19 protein-coding genes are annotated in these 20,380 nt (G+C 64.1%); 8 read left to right on the top strand and 11 right to left on the bottom strand.

The window, feature by feature from the left end; translation table 11 throughout:
* Positions 1-18 precede the first annotated feature (18 nt).
* Both BUS12_RS29185 and BUS12_RS29180 read right to left on the bottom strand, forming a co-directional pair.
* The gene (locus tag BUS12_RS29185; RefSeq protein WP_074300832.1) at positions 19-1,635 is read right to left on the bottom strand and encodes a peptide ABC transporter substrate-binding protein; all 1,617 of its coding nucleotides are present in this window, start codon (positions 1,633-1,635) and stop codon (positions 19-21) included.
* Between the two features lie 867 nt (positions 1,636-2,502).
* Positions 2,503-3,102, bottom strand: a complete 600-nt coding sequence (locus tag BUS12_RS29180) for a LysE family translocator (RefSeq protein ID WP_074300831.1) — start codon at positions 3,100-3,102, stop codon at positions 2,503-2,505.
* A gap of 173 nt (positions 3,103-3,275) precedes the next feature.
* On the opposite strand from BUS12_RS29180, the gene BUS12_RS29175 reads away from it, so the two are divergent.
* Positions 3,276-4,229, top strand: a complete 954-nt coding sequence (locus tag BUS12_RS29175) for a LysR substrate-binding domain-containing protein (protein WP_074300830.1) — start codon at positions 3,276-3,278, stop codon at positions 4,227-4,229.
* Here BUS12_RS29175 and BUS12_RS29170 read toward each other — a convergent pair.
* Positions 4,166-4,624, bottom strand: coding sequence for an Lrp/AsnC family transcriptional regulator (locus tag BUS12_RS29170; RefSeq protein WP_074300829.1), 459 nt, complete (start codon positions 4,622-4,624; stop codon positions 4,166-4,168). The genes BUS12_RS29175 and BUS12_RS29170 overlap by 64 nt on opposite strands.
* A 288-nt stretch (positions 4,625-4,912) precedes the next feature.
* On the opposite strand from BUS12_RS29170, the gene BUS12_RS29165 reads away from it, so the two are divergent.
* Complete coding sequence (locus BUS12_RS29165; protein ID WP_074300828.1) at positions 4,913-5,986, top strand: Leu/Phe/Val dehydrogenase; 1,074 nt, start codon at positions 4,913-4,915, stop codon at positions 5,984-5,986.
* A gap of 39 nt (positions 5,987-6,025) precedes the next feature.
* Here the strand turns inward: BUS12_RS29165 and BUS12_RS29160 are convergent, their stop codons facing one another.
* Complete coding sequence (locus BUS12_RS29160; protein WP_074300827.1) at positions 6,026-6,829, bottom strand: bestrophin-like domain; 804 nt, start codon at positions 6,827-6,829, stop codon at positions 6,026-6,028.
* A gap of 337 nt (positions 6,830-7,166) precedes the next feature.
* Between BUS12_RS29160 and BUS12_RS29155 the strand changes: the two genes are divergently transcribed.
* On the top strand, positions 7,167-8,801 hold the full coding sequence (locus tag BUS12_RS29155; protein ID WP_074300826.1) for a methyl-accepting chemotaxis protein: 1,635 nt from the start codon (positions 7,167-7,169) through the stop codon (positions 8,799-8,801).
* Positions 8,802-8,839: 38 nt separating this feature from the next.
* Here BUS12_RS29155 and BUS12_RS29150 read toward each other — a convergent pair whose 3' ends face one another.
* From BUS12_RS29150 to BUS12_RS29125, 7 genes are all read right to left on the bottom strand, one after another.
* Complete coding sequence (locus BUS12_RS29150; protein ID WP_074300825.1) at positions 8,840-9,652, bottom strand: c-type cytochrome; 813 nt, start codon at positions 9,650-9,652, stop codon at positions 8,840-8,842.
* Complete coding sequence (locus tag BUS12_RS29145; RefSeq protein WP_074300824.1) at positions 9,649-11,274, bottom strand: b(o/a)3-type cytochrome-c oxidase subunit 1; 1,626 nt, start codon at positions 11,272-11,274, stop codon at positions 9,649-9,651. Before BUS12_RS29145 ends, BUS12_RS29150 begins: the two co-directional genes overlap by 4 nt.
* Positions 11,261-11,833: a cupredoxin domain-containing protein gene (locus tag BUS12_RS29140; RefSeq protein WP_074300823.1), complete on the bottom strand. Its 573-nt coding sequence runs from the start codon at positions 11,831-11,833 to the stop codon at positions 11,261-11,263. The genes BUS12_RS29145 and BUS12_RS29140 overlap by 14 nt, the downstream gene beginning before the upstream one ends.
* A gap of 2 nt (positions 11,834-11,835) precedes the next feature.
* On the bottom strand, positions 11,836-12,012 hold the full coding sequence (locus BUS12_RS38990) for a hypothetical protein (protein WP_171991728.1): 177 nt from the start codon (positions 12,010-12,012) through the stop codon (positions 11,836-11,838).
* A gap of 76 nt (positions 12,013-12,088) precedes the next feature.
* Positions 12,089-13,402, bottom strand: a complete 1,314-nt coding sequence (locus BUS12_RS29135) for a c-type cytochrome (protein ID WP_083640659.1) — start codon at positions 13,400-13,402, stop codon at positions 12,089-12,091.
* Entirely contained in the window at positions 13,399-14,121 is a 723-nt protein-coding gene (locus BUS12_RS29130; RefSeq protein ID WP_074300821.1) for a c-type cytochrome, read from the bottom strand. The genes BUS12_RS29135 and BUS12_RS29130 overlap by 4 nt, the downstream gene beginning before the upstream one ends.
* Before the next feature lie 309 nt (positions 14,122-14,430).
* Positions 14,431-15,321, bottom strand: a complete 891-nt coding sequence (locus tag BUS12_RS29125; protein ID WP_074300820.1) for a LysR family transcriptional regulator — start codon at positions 15,319-15,321, stop codon at positions 14,431-14,433.
* 97 nt (positions 15,322-15,418) lie between these two features.
* On the opposite strand from BUS12_RS29125, the gene BUS12_RS29120 reads away from it, so the two are divergent.
* From BUS12_RS29120 to aqpZ, 5 genes are all read left to right on the top strand, one after another.
* On the top strand, positions 15,419-16,750 hold the full coding sequence (locus BUS12_RS29120; RefSeq protein WP_074300819.1) for an MFS transporter: 1,332 nt from the start codon (positions 15,419-15,421) through the stop codon (positions 16,748-16,750).
* A gap of 292 nt (positions 16,751-17,042) precedes the next feature.
* A complete protein-coding gene (locus tag BUS12_RS29115; protein WP_253190228.1) occupies positions 17,043-17,693 on the top strand; it encodes a response regulator in 651 nt (216 codons plus the stop codon).
* Between the two features lie 166 nt (positions 17,694-17,859).
* Entirely contained in the window at positions 17,860-18,552 is a 693-nt protein-coding gene (locus BUS12_RS29110) for a response regulator (RefSeq protein WP_074300818.1), read from the top strand.
* Positions 18,553-18,664: 112 nt separating this feature from the next.
* On the top strand, positions 18,665-19,309 hold the full coding sequence (locus BUS12_RS29105; protein WP_074300817.1) for a response regulator: 645 nt from the start codon (positions 18,665-18,667) through the stop codon (positions 19,307-19,309).
* Between the two features lie 241 nt (positions 19,310-19,550).
* Complete coding sequence (gene aqpZ / locus BUS12_RS29100) at positions 19,551-20,297, top strand: aquaporin Z (RefSeq protein ID WP_074300816.1); 747 nt, start codon at positions 19,551-19,553, stop codon at positions 20,295-20,297.
* Positions 20,298-20,380 lie beyond the last annotated feature (83 nt).

Here is a 20,380-nt window from a genome sequence, read left to right as displayed (position 1 = left end):
ATGGTCAGGGCTCAGGGTTTAGTGCGCCAGCAGGTACATGTCCTGCGAGGCGCGCTGATCGACATAGTTGGTCGGCAGATAGCCGCCCACGTAAGGCTTCACGAGCCGGTCCGCCGAGTACTGGAACAGGGCGATCAGCGGTGTTTCGCTCATGGCCAGATTGTGCGCCTGCGTCAGCAGCGCGGTGCGTTTCGCATCGTCGAGTTGCGCGTTGGCCTGGTCGACCAGCGCGTCGACCTTCGGGTCGCAGAAATGCAGGTCGTTCTGCACGCCGCCGCAGTGGAGCTGATCGAAGTACGACATCGCGTCGTTATAGTCGACGAACCAGCCATCGCGCGAGGCTTGCACCTTGCCCGCATGGCGCTCGCTCAGCAGCACTTTGTATTCGACGTTCTCCAGCTTCGCATTCACGCCCAGCTTGGTGCGCCATTCCGAGGTGGAGAAGAGCGCCACTTTCTTGTGCAGGTCGTTCGTGTTGTACGTGAGGGTGAAAGTGAGCGGGTTGGCATCGGAATAGCCCGCTGCCTTCATCAGGCCGCGCGCATAATCCACGCGTTTGGCCATCGGCCAGCTTGCCCAGTCGGGGGTGTAGACGGCGGCACCCTTGGTGCCTTTGGAGATCAGCCCGTACATCGGCACTTCGCCCGCCTGAGTGAGTTTCGAGGTGAGCAGGTCACGGTCGATCACCATCGAAAGCGCCTGTCTCACACGCGGGTCATGGAAGGCAGGATCGCTGTTGTTCAGGCTATAGAAGTACGTCGCAAGCTGCACGCCGGTCTTGAGTTCCGTGCCGAACTGCTTGCTGACCTGGGCGTAGATGCCCGACGGGATCGAATACGTATAGTCGATCTGGCCGGACTGGTACATGCGCATTGCTGTCTCGTCGCTTTCCACCGGTACGTAGGTGACTTTCGTGATCACCACGTGTTGCGCGTTCCAGTAGTTGTTGTCCTTGACCATCACGATGCGGTTATTCGGTTCCCAATCGGTCAGCGTGTATGGACCGTTGCTCACCAGGTTGCCCGGGCGCGTCCAGCTATCCCCGAACTTGTCCACCGTTGCCTTGTTCACCGGTGCCATGGCCGGCATGGCGGTCAGTTCGGTGAAGAAAGCGGCCGGCACTTCAGTCTTGACCTCGAGCGTGTACGGGTCGACTGCCCGCGCGGCCAGCGAGGTAAGCGGCGCTTTGCCGGCGAGGATCGCCTTGGCGTTCTTCACGAATTCCAGCAGGATCGTATATTTGGAACCCGTCTTCGGATCGAGCACGCGTTGCCACGCGTAGACGAAATCTGCCGCGGTCACCGGCTGACCATTGCTCCACTTAGCGTCATGACGCAGCTTGAACACCCAGGTGTCGGGCGCAGTACGCGTCCACGACTCCGCAACGCCCGGCACGACCGCGCCGGAGGCGCTGATGCGGGTGAGGCCTTCGAACAGGTCGAGGCCGATGGTATCGCCTGTCCACGATTCGATGTGCGCGGGGTCGAGCGATTCGACTTCGGTCGGCACCTGACGCGTCAACTCCTGCTTGGCGGCAAGCGTGGTGCCGGGCGGCACCGTGACCGCCAGGACTGTGCCGGCAAAAGTGAGCGTCAGCGCTGAGAGCACCGCGGTAAGGGAATGCGACAGTTTCATGGCCTGTTTGGGAAGAAGGAGTTCAAAAGCAAACCGCACCCCGTGACATGGCACGAGGGGAGGCGGAGAGGAAAGCGCGACATCGCAGCAGCGCTGCACGCACACACAGGTTCACCTGGGAGCGGGACGCAAATCGCTCTTGCCCGCAAGGGGGCGAGCGCGTTTGGAAGGCAATGGGGAGTCGGGCGACAGAGGGAGGCGCGCAAGCGCGTGAGATGCTCGACCGGGCGCTGCAGTGCGCGCGGGCGGCTCGCCAGTGCCGGCGGGCCGTGCTGCCATCGTGGTCATGGATGGTTCGAGGTCTTGCCACATCAGTATGGGCGTACCGCCGTTGCGTCGCCCGGCGGCCGATACCACTTGCATACGTTTCACTTACGGTTCTTCCTGTCGTTGAAGCCACAAGCATGGACGATCTGCATGTCGACGCACGAGCCGTGCGTCAGCAGTCATGCGCGTTGTCCGGCAAGCGTTTTGCCGTTGACGCGCAACATTCGTGATCGAAAGTCCCATCAGCACGCAACGCCGATTGTGTCGGCAGCGCGCTGGTTTGAGGCGACGGCACACTAAGCAGAAGCTGTGCCAAAGCGCGGCTCGATTCCCGTCGACCGGTTGGCGGCGCCGTTGAAGCCGAGGCAACCGACCCGTTGGCTGGTATAGCGCCAACGGTGCTCAGGCATTCGCCGGTACCCACGCGGTCGAAAGGGTATCGCGCTTATAACACGCCGAAAGAGTTCGCGATTTTGTAAACATCGAAACTAGAGGAAATGATCTACCGCATCCTGGTGCAGCGAATGCACCCGTTTGAACCGGCGGTTTTGCCTGGTGGACAGACTGGGCAAGCGATGACGCGTTTGCTCGCGGCGATGCCTATGCGAGCCAGATTGGCGCGATCGACGCGGCAAGCAGCAAACCGAGGATGGCGTTGGCGATCCGCCAGTGCCGCTCGGTGCGCAACGCCCGCCTCAGCATGACGCCCGCGACGCACCACAGCGTGAGGGACACGATGGCCGCGAGGCCGAAGGCCGAGCCGAGGATCATGGCGAGGCGCAGCGGGTTCGAGGTCAAGGCGGCGAACGAAGCCGCCGCGCCGAGCGCCATGGCCCATCCCTTCGGATTCAGCCACAGCAGCAACGCGCCGCCAATCAGGCTGGCCGGCTTCTGCGCGGCTTTGGCCTGGAGGTTCGGCGGACCGCTCGTGCCGATCTTCCACGCGAGCCACAACAGATACGCCGACCCCGCCACCTTCATCACGACCTGCAGGACCGGCAGCGCATGCAGCAGGCCGGCCAGCCCGGCCGCAGCGAGCGCCGCGAGCGAGGCCAGGCCGAGCGCGATGCCGCCCATCAACGGCATGCTGCGTCTGAAGCCGAACTGCGCGCCGGAGGCGGTGGCGAGGGTCGTCGCTCCGCCGGGCGTGATCGTGGCGACGATCACGAACAGAAGCAGGGAAAACAGCATTTCAGACATGACGGGACGATCTCCATGAAGGCTTGAACGATGCGAATTCATGCGAATTCGCGCGGGCCTGGGTGGACCTGCCCGGACCGACGCGCTCGCGACATGCCGACTGTAAGCGGGCGTCCTGCGCGAGGAAATCGAATGTCTATAATGGCTCGCATTAACGTTTCTAATCGCTCACCATGCCCCGCAACCTGGATACGAGCCTGCTGCGAACCTTCGTGACTGTCGCGCGCGGCGCCAGCATGACGACGGCGGCCCATGCCCTGCACGTGACGCAAGGGGCGGTCAGCCAGCAGATCAAGCGTCTGGAGTCCTGCCTGGGGTTGGCGCTGTTCGAGCGGGCGCGGAGCGGTCTGAAGCTCACCGAAGCCGGCGAGCGGCTGCTCGACAATGCGGAGCGGCTAATCGAGCTGAACGATCGGATCTGGACCGACATGCGCGGCACGGCCTTCGCCGGCGAGGTGCGGATCGGTGTGCCGTACGATCTGGTCGACGGCTGGTTGGCGGGCATCCTGAAGTCGTTTGCGCAACGCTATCCGCAGGTCGAGCTTTCGCTGGTGTGTCTCGCCTCGCCGCAACTCCTCGGCGCGCTGAATGCCGGTGAAGTCGATCTCGCGATCGTCGAGCAGCGCGTGGGCGAACCTGGCGGCGAGTGTTTGCGTGTCGAGCCCTTGCAATGGGTGGGCGCGCCGGGCGGCAGCGCTTACTTGAAGCGGCCGCTCGCGGTGTCGATCGTGAGCGATACCTGCGCTTTCCGGCCGGCGATTTTCGATGCGCTGCGTCTGCACGGCGTGCCCTGGCGGACCGTCTTCGAAAACGCCAATCTCGACGCAACCCGTGCGACGGTGCGGATGGATATGGCCGTGACGGCGTGGCTCGATTCGACGGTGCCGGCCGACTTGCAGGTCCTGCCGCGCGAGGCCGGGCTGCCCAGCCTGCCTGAGTTTGCGATTCATCTCCACCTGCCTGCGGTTCCGCTCGCCGCGCCCGTGCAGGAGATGGTGCGCTTCATCCGCGAAGGGTTCGCGGCTGCGGCGCCAGAGGGCGTAGCGACGGCTTCCGCGGTTCCTCAAGGCTCAACCGAAATGGATCGCTTCAGGCAGCGCAGCGCGAAGATCGAGCGGCTGTTCTGAAAGCCCGGCAGCCGGTATAGCTTGCGGCGCAGGAACGATTCATACCCTTCGGTGCCCGCCACCGCCACCTTGATCAGATAGTCGTACTCGCCGGACACCAGAAACGCCTCGACCACCTCCGGCAGATCCGCCAGCGCCTGGCCGAAGCGCTCCAGCGTGCGCTCGTCGTGCTTGTCGAGCGTCACCTCGATGATGACGGTGTCGGGCAAACCCAGCGCTTTCTGATTCAGCAGCGCCGCATAGCCTTCGATCACGCCGGCTTCTTCGAGCGCACGCACCCGGTTCCAGCAAGGCGTCGCCGACAGGCCGACGCGCTCGGCCAGTTTGGCGTTGGACAGGCGGCCGTCGCTGCGCAGTTCGCGCAGGATCCGCTGATCGATCGCGTCGAGCTTCATGGCGTGCTCCAGTGGGCTCTCCCCGCGCGGCGCATGGAGAGACGATTCGTCTTCAATTCAGAGTTTCGATGGTCATTGCTTCTGCTGTGGCTCGCATAATGCCAGATAAACAGAAGAAATCCCCAGAATTGGCCGCATACACTCTTGCGGTCGAGGCGCACCCCCGTCGCACTCCGTGCGTCTCGCTCAACCTCCGCATGCTGCCGCGATCCGGACCGCATGCGGCCAGGCGCGAAGCCATCGCTTCGCGCGGACGCTGAACTCTCCGCCCACAAGGAAGGAATACTGATGGACCGACTGACGACCACCGCCGCCGGCACGCTCTTTGGACTGCATGGCGAACCCGCTCACGAACGCATCGTGCTCGCCACCGACGCCGCTTCCGGATTGCAAGCTATCGTCGCCGTCTACAGCACGGCGCGCGGCCCCGCATTCGGCGGCTGCCGCTACTGGCAATACGCATCGGACCACGAGGCGTACAACGACGCGCTGCGCCTGTCGCAAGGCATGGCGTTCAAGAACGCGCTTGCCGACCTGCCGTTCGGCGGCGGCAAGGCCGTGATCCTGCGCAGCCCGGCAGCGCTCGACCGCGCGGCGCTGTTCAAGGCGTTCGGCCGGCTGGTGCAATCGCTGGAAGGCATTTACATCACCGCCGAGGACGTCGGCACGACCGCCGACGACATGCGCGCGGTGCAAGGCGAGACCCGCTACGTGAGCGGCATTCCGCGCGCCAACGACGTGTATGGCGGCAACCCGTCGCCGCGCACGGCTTACGGCGTGTTCGTCGGTCTGCTGGCTGCCGTGGAAGCGGCGCTTGGGCGCACGACGCTCGACGGCGTGTCGGTGGCGGTGCAAGGGCTCGGCTCGGTGGGCTGGGACCTGTGCGAGCGTCTGCATCAGGCGGGCGCGCAACTGATCGTGTCGGACATCGACGCCGGCAAAACCGCGCTCGCGCAACAACGCTTCAACGCACGTGTGGTGGCGACGGCGGAGATTACCGGTGTCGAAGCGGACGTCTTCGCACCTTGCGCGCTCGGCGGATCGATTACGGAATCGGTCGCGGCGCAATGCCGGTTCAAGGTGGTGGCGGGCGGCGCCAACAACCAGTTGATCTCGCTGGCCGAAGGCGATGTCCTGCATCGACGCGGTATTTTCTATGCGCCGGACTTCCTCGTGAACGCGGGCGGCATCATCAGTTGCGTGCGGGAATATGAAGGCTCCGGCGAAGAGCAGGCCGTGCTCGCCGAAGTCGCGAAGATCGGTCCGCGCGTCTTCGAACTGGCGGAGCGCGTGAAGGCAACCGGTGTGGCGCCGGCGCGTGCCGCAGTGGCATGGGCGCGTGAAAAGATGGTGGCCTGCTGACGCGAGGAATCACGCCCTCACCCCACCGATGCGCGGCCGCTAGCGGTTCAGATGTTCCAGCGCGTCGCGCATCGGCTGGCTCGAAATCACAATGGGACCGGTGAACGGCGTATCCAGATCGACGATCACGTACACCGCCGACGCGATCGACAACGCCCCAAGCGTGATCGTCACCAGCGCCAGCGCATTGCGCGGCGCGATCAGGCCGAAGCTCAGGAAAATGACGAACAGCCAGAACGTCAGCGTTTTGAAGAACGGCTGGGAGATCGTGCTGTGCGCTTCCTCGATCAGCTTCCAGCGCGCCTGCATGATGGTTTCGAATTGTTCGATGCTGCGGTCCAGCAGCCGCTGGTGAAAAGTGTCCGGCGCCGACATCTGGCGCAGCTTCTGGCCGGCAAGGTTGAGCATGTCGCCGAGCCGGGTGTCCTCCAGCTTGTCGGTGTTGTTCTCCACCGGGATGTCTTTCGGATAGTAGTCGCCGGGCGGGTGCGCTTCGGTCGGCCAGGTGCTGGCGATGGCCGCTGCCGTGTAGGCGCGCAGCAGTTGACGCACCTCGTTCGCGTCCGCGCCATATTCACGCAAGGTGGCGTTGAGCTGGATCAGGTCCGCGGAGTAGGTACGAAAGTCGTTGCCGACCGTATCGAAGGCCGTTTTCGCGGACGCCGTCATCAGCCCCAGCACCAGGGCCGCAAAGGTGACGAGCATGCCGATCACCAGCTGGATGAGCTGAACCGTTTCGTGGGCCTTGTGCTCCTCCGGCAGCAAGGGTCTTACCACCACGCCCGTCCCCGTGCCGATCAGAAGCAGCACGAACACCAGCAAGGCCGATCCAATCTCGTACATGGCGCGTGACTCCGCGGAACGTCGCTTCGCTACTGTCCACCAACTTGTGCGCGGGGACAACCTCGGGGAGTCCCGGGCCAGGCGGCCGGCGCACGGCACCTGGGTGGGCTGACACCATCAGTATCCGGGATTGCACACCGTGCCGCAAAAGACGGTAAGGCGAATTGTCTGACGAAAACCTTAAAGTTTTTTTTAGATTGGCCGTAGACCATGCTGTGTGGCGTTCGCTTAAATTTTAATCATCAAGTTGCGGACCTGGCCAATGGGCTTGGGCGCAGCATGCCTGACCGGACCTTCTCGCTGAATGCCGGCAAGGCCGCCCAATGGAGATTGACCCATGTTGACCAAGCTGTCCATCCGCGCCTGTCTAACCCTGATGATTGCCTTCTTCGGCATCGTCTTGCTGATCGGGGCGGCGGCCGGGCTGCTCTCGCTGCGCGCCAGTAACGACTCGCTGCAGCAGATGTACACGGTGGATACGCCCGCGGTCGCCGATCTCGAAGGCAGCGCCGGCCAGTTGCTGCGCCTGCGCCTCGCGCTGGCTACCTACGCATCGCTGGTCGACCTGAACGACCAGGATGGCGCCTCGGCGGTCCTGCAGCGCTTCGATCAGTATCTGAAGGTGTCGAACGACCGCCTTGCTCATTATGTGAGCCGCGCCGGTTCGGACGACGACGAACAGCGCCTCATCAAGGATATGACGGACAAGCGCGACATCTTCCTGCACGAAGGCGTCGAACCGGCAATGGCCGCGCTGAAGTCCGGCGACAAGCCAACCTTCCAGCAACTGCAGGCGCATAAGCTGCCTTCGCTCTACAACGCGTACGAAAAGTCGATGCTCACGCTGGAGCAACTGCAACTGGACCATGGCGCGCAACGCTATCAGGACGCGCAGGACCGCTTCTTTGCGGTGAGCGTCGCGGTTGCGGTGGGCATGGTGCTGGCGCTGGTGTTCTCGTGGCTTGGGCGGGTGGTGCTGGTGCGGGCTATCGTCCATCCCGTGGATGCGACGATCGGACAGTTTCAGCGTATCGCCGAAGGTGACCTGACAGGCCGCATCGAAGTCACCAGCGACAACGAAATGGGCAAGCTGGCCGCCGCGCTGCGCAAGATGCAGGACTCGCTGATCTCGACGGTCAATATCGTTCGTCAGGGCACCGAATCGATCGATACCGGCGTCAGCGAAATCGCCGCCGGCAACACCGATCTGTCGCAGCGTACCGAAGAGCAGGCGGCTTCGCTCGAGGAGACCGCCGCGAGCATTGAGGAACTTACCTCCACCGTCAAGCAGACCGCCGAGAACGCCAAGCAGGCGAGTTCGCTCGCACAGGGCGCGTCGGGCCTGGCGGCGCAGGGTGGCGAGCTGACCCAGCAGGTTGTCGGCACGATGAATCACATGGTCGCCGATTCGCGCCGGATTGCCGACATTGTCGGCGTGATCGAAGGCATCGCGTTCCAGACCAATATTCTCGCGCTCAACGCCGCGGTCGAAGCGGCCCGCGCCGGCGAACAGGGTCGCGGCTTCGCGGTGGTCGCGAGCGAAGTGCGCTCGCTCGCGCAGCGTAGCGCGGGCGCGGCCAAAGAGATCAAGACGCTGATCGACGATTCGAATGCGCGCGTGCAAACCGGCGCGCAACTGGTCGAACGTTCGGGCACGACGATGACCGAGATCGTCAACGCGATCGCGCGTGTGAGCGCGATCATGGGCGAGATCGCCGCCGCTGCGACGGAGCAGAGCACCGGCATCGATCAGGTCAACCTTGCGGTCGCGCAGATGGACGAAGTCACGCAGCAGAACGCTGCGCTTGTCGAACAGGCTGCGGCCGCCGCCAGCTCGCTGGAAGATCAGGCGCGTCGTTTGACGGCGGCGGTCGCGGTGTTCCGTACGGATACGTCGGCCGTGGGTGGCCGCGCGCGGCCGGCGGCGAATGTAGCTGCAGGTGCGCGTCGGGTGGAACCGGTCGCGGCTTAGGCAGGTTTGCGCTGGACACGCTGGACACGGCCGAGCCGCTAAGGCTGCGCCGCGTAGTACTTCGCCAGCCCGTCAATTTCCTGCGGCGTCAGATGCCGCGCCACATTGCGCATCTGCTCGTTGATGTCGTTGCGGCGCTCGCCGCTCGCAAAGCGCTGCATTTGGGCGGCCAGATAGATCGACGACTGGCCGCCGAGCCACGGCGCGGCGCCTTTACGATCTAGCTGGCCGTGGCACGCGGCGCACGGCGCGATATTGCGGATCGGGTCGCCTTGCATCGCCAGCTTGACCGCATCCGCATCCTGCGCGGCGTCGGCGGCGCCGGGTTGGGCCGGCGCAGCACGTTGCAGCGAAGCGTAGTACGCCGCCAGATCGTGCAGATCCTGATCGCTGCGATTGTGGATGATCGGCTGCATGATCGCGTTGGCGCGCAGCCCGTTCTGATAGTCGCGCAACTCCTTGTAGATCACATCCGCATATTGACCGGCGAGCGCCGGTGCCGTGACCTGCACGGTGCCGAGCACACCGTGACACATCGAGCAGTTCTGCGTCGCGATGGTCGCGCCGCGGCCGATCGAACCCGCATCGACACTCACATGCCGCGGCGGCGGCAGCACGACGACCTCGCTGGGCGCCGGGCCCGCCACGTTCGCCCCGCCGCCGTACCAGCTCGACGGCGCGCCTGCCGCGCTGCAAATGGTCGCCCACAAGCCGTGCCCGCTGAAATCGCCGTTGGCCGACGGCAGCCAGATAAAGCCGATCAGGATCGATACGACGGCAAGCGCAATCGTGCCGCCCACGCTCGTCACGAACCATGGATTGCGCACGCTGAAGACGCGTTCGTGATTCATCGCTGGGCTCCGACGACGACCGCCGGCACGGAGGTCTGCTGCAGCCGCAGTAACTGGAAGATCGGCACGCTGTAGTTGACGACCGTTAGCGCAATCATCAGCCCGACCCACAGGCCGAAGCTATTCAAAGCGGCAGGGACGTGATCCACCGGATGCGTGGCGAGACTAAAGCGGAATTCCCGCGGCTGTGCGAGCGGTCCGAATTGCGACTTCGCCAGAATGTAGATGAACAGCACGCCGGAGATCACCAGCACGAAGCCGCCGACCGCCGACATCGCCACCCAGATGGCCTGCGGTTCGAGACCGGGCGCGCTGTAGTCGTAATAGGCCATGCGTCGCGGCGCGCCGAGCAGGCCCACGTAGTGCCACGGCAGCGTGACGACCATCATGCCGATGAACCACAGCCACAACTGGGTGCGCACGAGACTCAGCGAACACAGCGCGCGTCCCGTCAGTTGCGGCCACAGTTCATAGGCGATGGCGAAATACATGATGACGATCGCGCCGCCGAAGATCAGATGAAAATGCCCCGTGACCCACTGCGTATTGTGGATGGTCGAATTCAACTGGTAGCTCATATTGATGAGGCCGCCCGCGCCACCCAGGCCCAGCATCACGAACGAGAACGCCAGCACCAGCATCATCGGATTGCGCCACGGTAGCGCGGTGAGCCAGCCGAACGCACCGGTGCCGCCGCGCAGGCGTCCGGCGATTTCCACCGACGCGCAGATCGTGAACACGGTGAGCAGCGTCGGCACCGACACCATCCCCGTGAAGACCGCGTGCAGGAACTTGAAGCCCGCGCCGACCTGCGGATCGGCGAACAGATGGTGAATGCCGATCGGCATGGCGAAGATCAGGAACAGGATGAACGACACGCGCGCCATCGAATCGCTGTACAGACGCCCGCCAATCGCGCCCGGCACCATCGTGTAGTAAGCGATATACGCGGGAATCAGCCAGAAGTAGACGATGGCGTGCAGCGTCCACGAGAACAACACGCGGGAGAGGCCGGCATCGATGGTGGTCTTCCAGCCGAATGCGACCGGCAGGATCTGCAGCAGGATTTCAAGCGCCGCGCCGATGGCGGTCCATGCCCACAGATAAGCCCCCGCGACATTGGCGAACATCGCGAGCGGCACCGGCTTGCCGGGATGCGCGCGCTTCCAGGCGCGCAGGTTCACATGCATCAGCGCGACCCAGATCCACGACCCCACCACGACCAGCACCACGCCGAGGTAATAGAGCGGACTGCCGATCATCGGCGGATAGAACGTGAAGAGTACCGACGCCTGGCCCATCGAGACCGGCACCATCGCCACCACCGCGCCCACCGCCAGCACGAAGAACGCGGCCCACGCCCATCTGAGTCCTATCAGCGGCTGACGCAAGGCGAGTTCGACGATCGCGTAGCCGAAGCCCATCGCGACGAGCGTGGGCAGCACGTAGGCCATCACCGTGCCGTGTGCGGTCACGGAGCGGTAGTAGAGCTCGGGGTTGCCCACCCACGGTAGCAGTGGACTGCGCACCAGCATCTGCCACGCGCCGAGAAAGAGCGCCAGCAGAAACGCAATGAAGGCGAGCCAGAAGTGCGCGAGAACGAGTCGCTTAGCGAGAAACACAGCTCAGCCTCCTTGATTGTCGTGCCTGCTCGAAGAACGCAGCCTTGTCGATCACCTTTACGTGCGCCCACATGGTCTGATGGCCGAAGCCGCAGAATTCGTGGCACGGCATCAGATGGTCGCCGGGATGCGCGAAGCTCGTGGCGAGCGTCGAGATGTAGCCCGGTACGACCATCGTGTTGATATTGGTGTCCGTGACCAGCAGCCCATGCACGACGTCTGCGCTGGTGGTGCGGAAGGTGACCGGCGTATCGGTGGGGACCAGCAGGCATTGCGGCGTGAACGAGTATTGCTGCGCGACGAAGCGCACCACGACCGAGCCGTCCGCTTCGACGGCGGAGCCGAGGTTGTCTTCGACGAATTCGCCGGATAACTGCAGACGTGCCGGATCGACCGTCTCGACGCGCGAGGGCGGCATCATGGCCCAATGCAGGCCGGAGAACACGATCACGACCAGCATCAGCAGGATCAGGCCCGCTGCGAAGATCGCCCAGCGCCGTTCGGCGCGCAGGGCAACCGCGTGGCCGCCGGTGGGATGGTCAGGGGAGGGCGTCGCCATGATCAGTGAACGATCCCGCGCGGCAAGAACACGAACAGGTAGAAGCCGACCCAGATCGCCATCACGATCAGCGTGGCAACGCCGGCCACGGCGATCGCGCCGTGCGGTCCAGCGGCCACCACGCGTTCGACCTCGTCATCGGAGGGCGGTGCGGCGCTCGGGCTGTCTTTGTCGTCCATCTGCAGGTTCTCCGCAACAACGTTTGGAACAGGTCACGCCGGCTCGTGGCCGGCCCGGCGCCAGCCGCCAGGCGGTTCAATGCAACGGCGCCTTGCGCAGTTCGTTGACCTCGCGCTCCGTCACGGGCGAGCCATGATTGCCCCAGGCGGTGCGGATGTAGGTCACCACGGCGGCCGCGTCCGTGTCGCTCAATTCCTGGCCGAAGGGCGGCATGCCATACGGTTCGGGATTGCGCTGCGTCCCTGGCGGGAAGCCGCCGTTCAGGACGATTCGGATCGGGTTGACGGCCGAATTCATTTCAATGGACTGGTTGCGCGCGAGCGGCGGGTAATGCTGCACCTGACCTTCGCCGTTCTGCCCGTGACACAGCGCGCATTTGCCCGCATAGATCTGGCCGCCGAGTTCGAACACTCGGGTATGGGTCGGCGCGGACGGTCCCGCCTTGCGGCCGGGGTCGTTGTCCGGCAGCGTCTTCAGATAAGCGGCCATCGCCCTGATGTCGGCGTCGCTCATGTACTGCAGGCTGTGATAGGTGACCTCGGCCATCGGGCCGTAGACGGCACCGCGATCGGAGATGCCGGCCTGCAGCAGATCGACGATGTCCTTCACGCTCCAGTCGCCGAGGCCGCCGTCCTTGTCCGAGGTGAGCGACGGCGCGTACCAGTTCTGCACCGGAATCAGGCCGCCCGCGAACTGGTCGCGCTGCGACGAGCCGCCGAGCAGATTGATCTTGGTATGGCACAAGGTGCAGTGGCCGAGCCCTTCCACCAGATACGCACCGCGATTCCATTCGACCGAGCGCGTCGGGTCCGGCTGGTATTCGCCTTCGCGGAAATACAGCGTGCGCCAGCCGAGCAGCAGCTTGCGCTGGTTGAAGGGGAACTTCAGCGCCTGCGGGCGGCTCGCTTCGCGCACCGGCGGCACCGACTGCAGATAGGCGAAGATCGCGTCGGAGTCCTCGCGCGTGACCTTGGTGTATTGCGCAATCGGCATGGCCGGGTAGAGCAGCTTGCCGTCCGGCGTGCGGCCGGTGCGCATCATGTGAAAGAACGCATCCGCACTCCATGCGCCGATGCCGTACTGCGCATCCGGGCTGATGTTCGGCGAGTAGAGCGTGCCGAACGGCGTGTCCATGGCGAGGCCGCCGCCGAACATCTTGCCGCGCGGCGCGGTGTGGCACGCAATGCAGTCGCCGGCGCGCGCGAGGTATTCGCCGCGCTTGACGATGTCGGGGCGGGTGTCGGGGGCGGCGCCTGCCGTTGTTGCTGTTGCCGCGCTGGCGTCGGCTTCTGCGGCGGTCGCGGCGAACGCAGTGGGCGTCAATGGCCAAAGTGCGGCGGCCAGTGCCAGTGCCAGCGCAAACGCGAGACGAAACGTGATCGGCTTCATTGCGGTTGACTCCCGCAGGCCAACGGCAACGTCGCGCTGCTCACGGGCGCCGGTCGCGGATCGCTGGGCCGCGGCTGGCGCGCGAGCCAGCTCGACACCGCGGTGATGTCCTTGTCAGTCAGCTTGACTGCAATCGAATGCATGCAGTCCGGCGCGTTCGCATGGCGTGTGCCGGAGCGCCAGGTCCCCATCTGTCCGGCGATATAGCTGGCGTGCAGGCCGAGCAGGCCTGGGATCCCAGGTTGCGTGCCGGTCAGCCGCGCGCCGTGGCAGGCCGCGCACGCGGGCAGCTTGCGGGCGGCGTCGCCGTGCGTGACGAGCCGCTCGCCGTCGGCGAGCACGGCGGGTGAAACCTCGCCGGTATCCGCGTTCGGATAAGGCGGCTGCAGGTCTGCGAAGTATTGGCTGATCTTGCGCAGATAGTCGTCGGGCAGGAAGGCGATCAGATAGCCCATGGGCGGATAGGTGCGGCCGCCGTCGCGAAACGAGATCAACTGGTTGAACAGGTAGTCGGCAGGCTTGCCGGCGATGCGCGGAAAGTAGTCGTTGTCGCGCCCCTGGCCTTGCGCGCCGTGGCAGGACGTACAGGCACGCACACGCTCATCCATGGCCGAGGGCATGGGCGCGGCGGCGGCGGCGTCGGTGGCGGCGAGCGTGGCGCTAGCCCACGCGCTGCAAACCGCGAACAGAACGGACCATCCGATAGTTCTGCAATGCACGCCAAGCCTCGTCAGGGAGAGCACGTTGGGGACGCCTGTTTTTCATGCATGCGAATGCCCATGCACGACAGCCCTTCAAACCTGCTTCAGAACGCGACAGCGAAACCGAGAATCCGAACCGATGGGTTCAATATGATGCGCAGTGCAAAATAATGCGGCCGAATATTTACTTTTCTGACTATGGCGTCCGCGCAAAACCCCCTTTCTCGCGGACACCGGTTAATCATAGGCGGCATCCTGCGCGCTTTCAAACTCGCATTGCACGCAAGCGAGAGGGGCGTCAGGCTGCTTTTGCGTGAGCGACGCGCATCAACTGAACAGTCGCACCAACGCAGCGCGCGCGTTGCTGACGCGTTCGCTTTCTCCGGCGCGCCCCGGCAGCAGATGAAACTCCACCGTGGGCAGTGCCGGCAAACCGAGGCTCGCCGCACACGCGACGACCCCGGCGCCGATCGACGATTCGTTCAGGCAGCCAATCCCGAGCCCTGCCTTCAATGCCAGTTGCAGGCCGGCCACGCCCGATGCCGAATGGGCGATCAGAAACGGCACCTTGAGTTCGTCGAGCCGTTTGACGACAAAGCGCTGTAACTGACAGGTGGCCGGCAGCAGGACCAGCGGGAACGGCTTGCCGACGTGGGGGGCCGCGTCGGCTGCGATGGCCCACAGCAGCTTCTCGCGCCGCACCACGACACCTTGCACGCGGGCGCTGCCGGCGGCGCCGCGCCGGTTGCCCGGCGTCATGAGGCGCAACGACAGGCCGATGTCGAAAGCGGCGTCGTCACCTGCGCTTTCGTCGATCGTGGCGCTCGGCAAAACCGTGACGTGCAGCTTGAGCCGCGGATATTGCTCCGAGAACGTTTTCAGAATGCGGGCGATATCGTGCGGCCGGTAGTAGTCGGTGATGGCGATACGCAGTTCGCCGTCGAGCGAATGGCCTTGCAGGTCTTCGAACGCGGCTTCGCTCATGGCGAGGATGCGGCGCGCATGATCGAGTAGCCGTCCACCGGCCTGGGTGGCCGTGACGCCCTGCTTGCTGCGCACGAACAACGGCTGGCCCGCGCGTTCCTCCAGCTTCTTCAACTGCTCGCTGACCGACGATTGCGACAGGAACACTTGCTCCGAGCCCGCCGATACGCTGCCCGCCTCGGCCACGGCGACGAAGCTGCGCAGTTGGCCCAAATCGAATCCACGCCAGTTCATGATTCGGAATCTCCGATGGAAGTGATCTGATTTTCCGGCTTTTCCGATAGTTAGTCCAGCCGTACGATGGCCCCAGTTCATCTTTGCCGAGGGCATCATGGGAAGCGAATCGCTATCTGTTGCACAGGGAGGCCGCGCACGCGGCGTCCATCACCGCTGGAAGGTGCTGGGGGTGGGCTTCGCGGCCAACGCCAGCTTTTCGGCGGCATTCTCCGGTATCCCGACGACGGCGGTGTTTCTGCGCTCCGGCTATCACGTCGGCAATAGCGGCCTTGGTCTCGTGCTCGGCATGCTCGGACTCGGCATCGCCGTCAGCGAACTGCCATGGGGCCTGCTTACCGACCGTTGGGGCGACCGGCGGGTTCTGTTGCTCGGTCTGGGTGCGACCGCTGTGGCGCTCGCGGGCATGGGGCTGTTTGTGGTGCCGCGCGGAGCCTACGTGCCGGGCCTGCCCATGCTGGCGCTCGGCCTGTTGCTGGTGGGGCTGTTGGGCGGCAGCGTCAACGGCTCGAGCGGCCGCGCGGTGATGGCGTGGTTTCGCGAAGGCGAGCGAGGTCTGGCGATGAGCATTCGCCAGACGGCCGTACCCGCCGGCGGCGGTCTTGGTGCGCTGATGTTGCCGGCGTTGGCGTCGCACTTCGGCTTCGCCAGCGTGTACGGCGTGTTGGCGCTGCTCTGCGCGGTGACGGCGGCCTTCGCCTGGTCCTGGCTGCATGAACCGGCGACCCACGAACACGGCGATGCCGTGCGCAGCGGCGCGCCTGCTACTGCGGCGGCGGTCGCGAGCGCGTCCTCGGGTCCGCTGCGCGATATCCGCGTATGGCGGGTTGCGCTGGGCATCGGCGCGCTGTGCGTACCGCAGCTCGCGGTGGTGACTTTCGGCACGGTCTTTTTGCATGACTTCGACCATGCCGGTGTGCTGCTGATCAGCGCGACGATGGCGGCCGTGCAGACGGGCGCGGCGATCGCCCGCGTCTGGAGCGGCCGCTGGACCGACCGGCGCGGCAATCGTCGTGCATACATGCGGGCCTGTAGCCTCGTCACCGCTTTGCTGTTTGCGCTGCTCACCGTGGTGACGGGTTTGCTCGGCCCGCACCACGCGGCGATGACAGCCGCGTTTGCCGGGCTGCTGGTGCTGGGTGGCGTGAGCGCGTCGGCCTGGCACGGCGTTGCGTTCACCGAACTCGCGACGCTCGCCGGCACCAGTCGGGCCGGCACCGCGCTCGCGATGGGCAACACGTTTGCGTTTCTGACCTTGTTCCTGACGCCGCTGGCGATTCCGCCGCTGCTCGCGCTCGGCTCATGGCCGATGGTGTGGGCGGTGGCCAGCGTATGTGCATTGATTGCGTTGCCGGTGTTTCCGCGTGCCATTACCGCCAAGGTACGGGCAGCGGTAGAGACCCAGGTGCAGGCGCGTTGCGAACCGTAGCGCGATGGTTCTCCGGTGGTTCGGCAGTCAGGGGCGTGCGGAATATTGTGCTTCCAACATTCCTACGTATAAATTCTGTATTCCTTATTGTTTGGGAGAGGTTGTCGACGCTAACGGTTGATTCGGAAAGCTCCGATCCTAATTTTGTCGAGAACGTGATCTCATGGGGGCACCTGCCGCACCGTTTCGAAGCTGTGAGGGGGCCGTGAGCCTGGCCGGGCGAGCGGTACTCCTGACCGCGTTCCATCGAAGCGATTGACGCGCATAGACATACAACAAACGAGAGAAAATCATGGTGAACCTTCGAGTCATCGTGGCAGACGATCATCCGTTCGTTCTGCTCGGCGTCCGCTCTGCGCTTGCCGCCCATGGCGACATCACGATCGCCGGCGAAGCGGCGAGTCCCTCGGTTTTGATCGACCTGTTGCGGCGCGTTGCCTGTGACGTACTCGTCACCGATCTGACCATGCCCGAGGTGACCGGCCCAGCCGAGGACGGCTTGCGGCTGATTCGCCGGCTCCGCCGCGACTGGCCGGCACTGCGCATCGTGGTACTCACCAGTTTGACCCATACCGCCATTCTGAGGTCCGTCGTTTCGGACGGCGCGGTCAGTATGCTCAACAAGACGGAGCCGATGGACGAACTGGTCGCCGCGATCCGCTCGGCGAGCGCCGGGCAAACTCACATCAGCCGGTCGATCCTCGAGGCGCTCGCCGGACTCGACAGCGAACCCGACGGCATGCTGCAGATGAGAAATCTGTCACCGCGAGAATTGGAGGTGATAGGAATGTTCGCACAGGGGCTGTCGATATCTGAAATCGCACAAGCCCTCGGACGCGATGTCCGCACCGTGAGTCGGCAAAAACGCTTCGCCATGACGAAGCTCGGCATCGCGAACGATCCTGGTCTATTTGCGTTTGTCAGAGCCCATGGATCATTCTGACAATCGTGTCGGATAACTAAGTAAAAAGGCTTTTCGAGCCGCGCTCGCGTGGCATTTCGGAGCAATCTTATGTTTGTGTTTCCACAAATGTTTGATGCTCGCCTTAGGCTGCTTGCTCCGCGAGGGAGCGACGCGAATCCAATAAAACGAATGGGCTCCCACCACCATGAACGAAGGCGCTGACACAAGCACGCCCATCAGAGCAATTATCGCGGACGATCATCCGCTTGTCCTGCTGGCGATCGAGAGTCTGATGACGGGCTTTCCCAACATGCAGATCGTGGGTCGGGCCAGCGACGCCACCGAGTTAATGGCCGTTGCCGATCGCGTCGAGTGCGATCTTGCCGTGATCGATCTGTACATGCCGGGAAGCGTTGACGCAGATGCCCTCGGCACACTCAAGCAGTTCCGCCGGCGCTACCCCGACGTGGCGCTGGTGGTGCTGACCATGGAAACGGCGCCCGCGGTATTGGAGCGGTTGATGTCGCTCGGGGTCGAGGCGGTGATGAGCAAGCGTGACCGCATCGACCTGATTCATGTTGCGATCATCACCGCGCTCGCGCACGAGCGCTATGTCGGACCGGCGGTACGCGCGGCCATCGCCGAGGCGAGCATCGCGCGGCGGCGCGAGTTCGTACGCGAGTTGCTGACGCCGCGCGAGATAGAGGTGCTCAAGCAATACGCGTCGGGCATCGGCGTGACGGAAATTGCCAATCTTCTCGGCCGCAGCGTCAAGACGATCAGTTCGCAGAAATGCAAGGCGATGCGCAAGCTCGCTCTGCACAGCGATAGCGAGCTGTTCAAATTTGCGGCCGAACACGGTTTGCTGCCGGACGATTTGCCGCAACACCGCCATTGATCCGGTAGGGCGTCGCGTACGGCAAGCCGGCGCGACGGTCAGAACCATGACTGAGCCGTTCCTGGGGAATGCACTGCGTGCAAGGAATGCCAGTCAATACCACAACAACAAGATGACACCGATTACCCGAGTGATTGTGGCCGACGACCATAGCTGCGTGCGCCTTGGCGTGCGGCGTCTGCTGGAAGCCGTGCCGTCCCTGTCGATCGTCGGCGAAGCGTCCGACACGCAAACGCTGGCGGAACTCGTCGACACCTGTCCATGCGACGTCGTCGTATCCGATATCGGCATGCCGGACATCGACGGCCTCAGAAATGCCACGCCGACCTTGCGGCGTGTCTTGCGACACCCGCCGCATCCGCGCGTCGTGGTGCTGACGATGATCTGTCATCCGCCGACCCTATCGGGCCTGCTGCACGTGGGCGTGTCGGCCATCGTCGACAAGCGCGACACCATCGGCGCGCTCGCGGATGCCATCGAGGCTGCGGTGGCGGGGCATCGTTATCTGTCAGCCAGCGTGCAATTGGCCTTCGACGAAATGGGTTCTTTCCCACAACCTCGCGCGGGTGTTCTGAGTGCGCGGGAGTGGGAAGTGTTCCGACTCTACATAGAAGGAATGTCCATCAGCGAGATTGCAATGAGACTCGACCGTAGCGGTAAGACGATCAGCACGCAAAAACGCAGTGCGATGCGCAAACTGGGACTCGATTCGGAATCCGCACTGATCAAATATGCACAGCAGCTAGGTTTGACCTGAGCGCGTGTGAGAGAAATTCTCAGAATCTGTCGGGCATCTTCGCTGATTTCGGAATCGTCTGATTAGTGAGGCCGCACCGCCATCTCATACTTTGATGTGGCATGCGGTTCATGAACGGTTGCAACGATCTTTCACGAATAAACGATTCGGCATGCAAATTTCATCAAAGAATCTGCATGGCAGCGGGCCGGCGCATAGCGCGCGCCTTCGCACCGTGTGACTCGGACAGTGAGGGGGCGCAATGATTAGCTTGGGCAGACGATTGGTGGTCGAAGGTGTGGGCACGGCGTGGCTGGTGTTCGTGGGGTGCGGCAGCATCGTCCTGAATGGGGCGGCCTCGCAGCCAGGTTATGGCGTACTGGAAGTGGCGCTTGCGTTCGGTCTGGCGCTGGCTACGGCCACTTATGCGCTCGAGCGTCTCTCCGGGGCGCATTTCAACCCTGTCGTGACGGTCGGCTTTGCTGTCGCCAACCGCTTCCCGATTCGCGATCTGGTGCCTTACATTGCCGCTCAGATTCTCGGCGCGGTCGCAGGCACTGCGCTGCTCGCCTACGTGGCGAGCGGGCGGCCGGGGTTCGATCTCGCGGCAAGCGAGTTCGGCGCCAACGGTTTCGGTGACCACTCCCCTTCGGACTATCAGTTCCACTCCGTCGTGGTGATTGAACTGGTGATGTCGTTTGCTTTGGTGATGGCGAATCTGCTTATGTCGCGCAGAGGCGCTTCGCGTTCCGTCACGCCGTTCGTAAAGGGCGGCTGCCTTGCACTCATCTATCTGGTCGCGCTGCCGGTCACCAACGGGGCGGTCAATCCGGCCCGCTCTACGGGGCCGGCATTGTTCGTCGGCGACTGGGCGCTCGATCAGCTATGGCTTTTCTGGGCCGCGCCGATGGCCGGGGGCATCGCCGCCGGCGCTTTGCACGCTCTCCTGTGCGGCAAGCCGCAAGTGAGCCGTGGCGGCGCAGCGGCGAAGTGTGGCGGAGCCGCCTGAATGGCGAGTCCCGGCATGGTCCGCGTGTCTATCATGAATGCGCCCGGTATCAGGAACGTGTGCGAAGCCGCGCGACGCCTTGC

It is taken from the genome of Paraburkholderia phenazinium (assembly GCF_900142845.1).
In the GTDB taxonomy this organism is placed as follows: domain Bacteria; phylum Pseudomonadota; class Gammaproteobacteria; order Burkholderiales; family Burkholderiaceae; genus Paraburkholderia; species Paraburkholderia phenazinium_A.
The sequence above is the reverse complement of the archived record's forward strand: the minus strand, read 5'-3'. Positions and strand labels throughout refer to the sequence as shown.

Bases quoted from the DNA above. Each gene is read 5' to 3' on its own strand.
- BUS12_RS29185 (WP_074300832.1), bottom strand. From the start codon at position 1,635: ATGAAACTGTCGCATTCCCTTACCGCGGTGCTCTCAGCGCTGACGCTC.
- BUS12_RS29180 (WP_074300831.1), bottom strand. From the start codon at position 3,102: ATGTCTGAAATGCTGTTTTCCCTGCTTCTGTTCGTGATCGTCGCCACG.
- BUS12_RS29175 (WP_074300830.1), top strand. From the start codon at position 3,276: ATGCCCCGCAACCTGGATACGAGCCTGCTGCGAACCTTCGTGACTGTC.
- BUS12_RS29170 (WP_074300829.1), bottom strand. From the start codon at position 4,624: ATGAAGCTCGACGCGATCGATCAGCGGATCCTGCGCGAACTGCGCAGC.
- BUS12_RS29165 (WP_074300828.1), top strand. From the start codon at position 4,913: ATGGACCGACTGACGACCACCGCCGCCGGCACGCTCTTTGGACTGCAT.
- BUS12_RS29160 (WP_074300827.1), bottom strand. From the start codon at position 6,829: ATGTACGAGATTGGATCGGCCTTGCTGGTGTTCGTGCTGCTTCTGATC.
- BUS12_RS29155 (WP_074300826.1), top strand. From the start codon at position 7,167: ATGTTGACCAAGCTGTCCATCCGCGCCTGTCTAACCCTGATGATTGCC.
- BUS12_RS29150 (WP_074300825.1), bottom strand. From the start codon at position 9,652: ATGAATCACGAACGCGTCTTCAGCGTGCGCAATCCATGGTTCGTGACG.
- BUS12_RS29140 (WP_074300823.1), bottom strand. From the start codon at position 11,833: ATGGCGACGCCCTCCCCTGACCATCCCACCGGCGGCCACGCGGTTGCC.
- BUS12_RS38990 (WP_171991728.1), bottom strand. From the start codon at position 12,012: ATGGACGACAAAGACAGCCCGAGCGCCGCACCGCCCTCCGATGACGAG.
- BUS12_RS29135 (WP_083640659.1), bottom strand. From the start codon at position 13,402: ATGAAGCCGATCACGTTTCGTCTCGCGTTTGCGCTGGCACTGGCACTG.
- BUS12_RS29125 (WP_074300820.1), bottom strand. From the start codon at position 15,321: ATGAACTGGCGTGGATTCGATTTGGGCCAACTGCGCAGCTTCGTCGCC.
- BUS12_RS29120 (WP_074300819.1), top strand. From the start codon at position 15,419: ATGGGAAGCGAATCGCTATCTGTTGCACAGGGAGGCCGCGCACGCGGC.
- BUS12_RS29115 (WP_253190228.1), top strand. From the start codon at position 17,043: ATGGTGAACCTTCGAGTCATCGTGGCAGACGATCATCCGTTCGTTCTG.
- BUS12_RS29110 (WP_074300818.1), top strand. From the start codon at position 17,860: ATGAACGAAGGCGCTGACACAAGCACGCCCATCAGAGCAATTATCGCG.
- BUS12_RS29105 (WP_074300817.1), top strand. From the start codon at position 18,665: ATGACACCGATTACCCGAGTGATTGTGGCCGACGACCATAGCTGCGTG.
- aqpZ (WP_074300816.1), top strand. From the start codon at position 19,551: ATGATTAGCTTGGGCAGACGATTGGTGGTCGAAGGTGTGGGCACGGCG.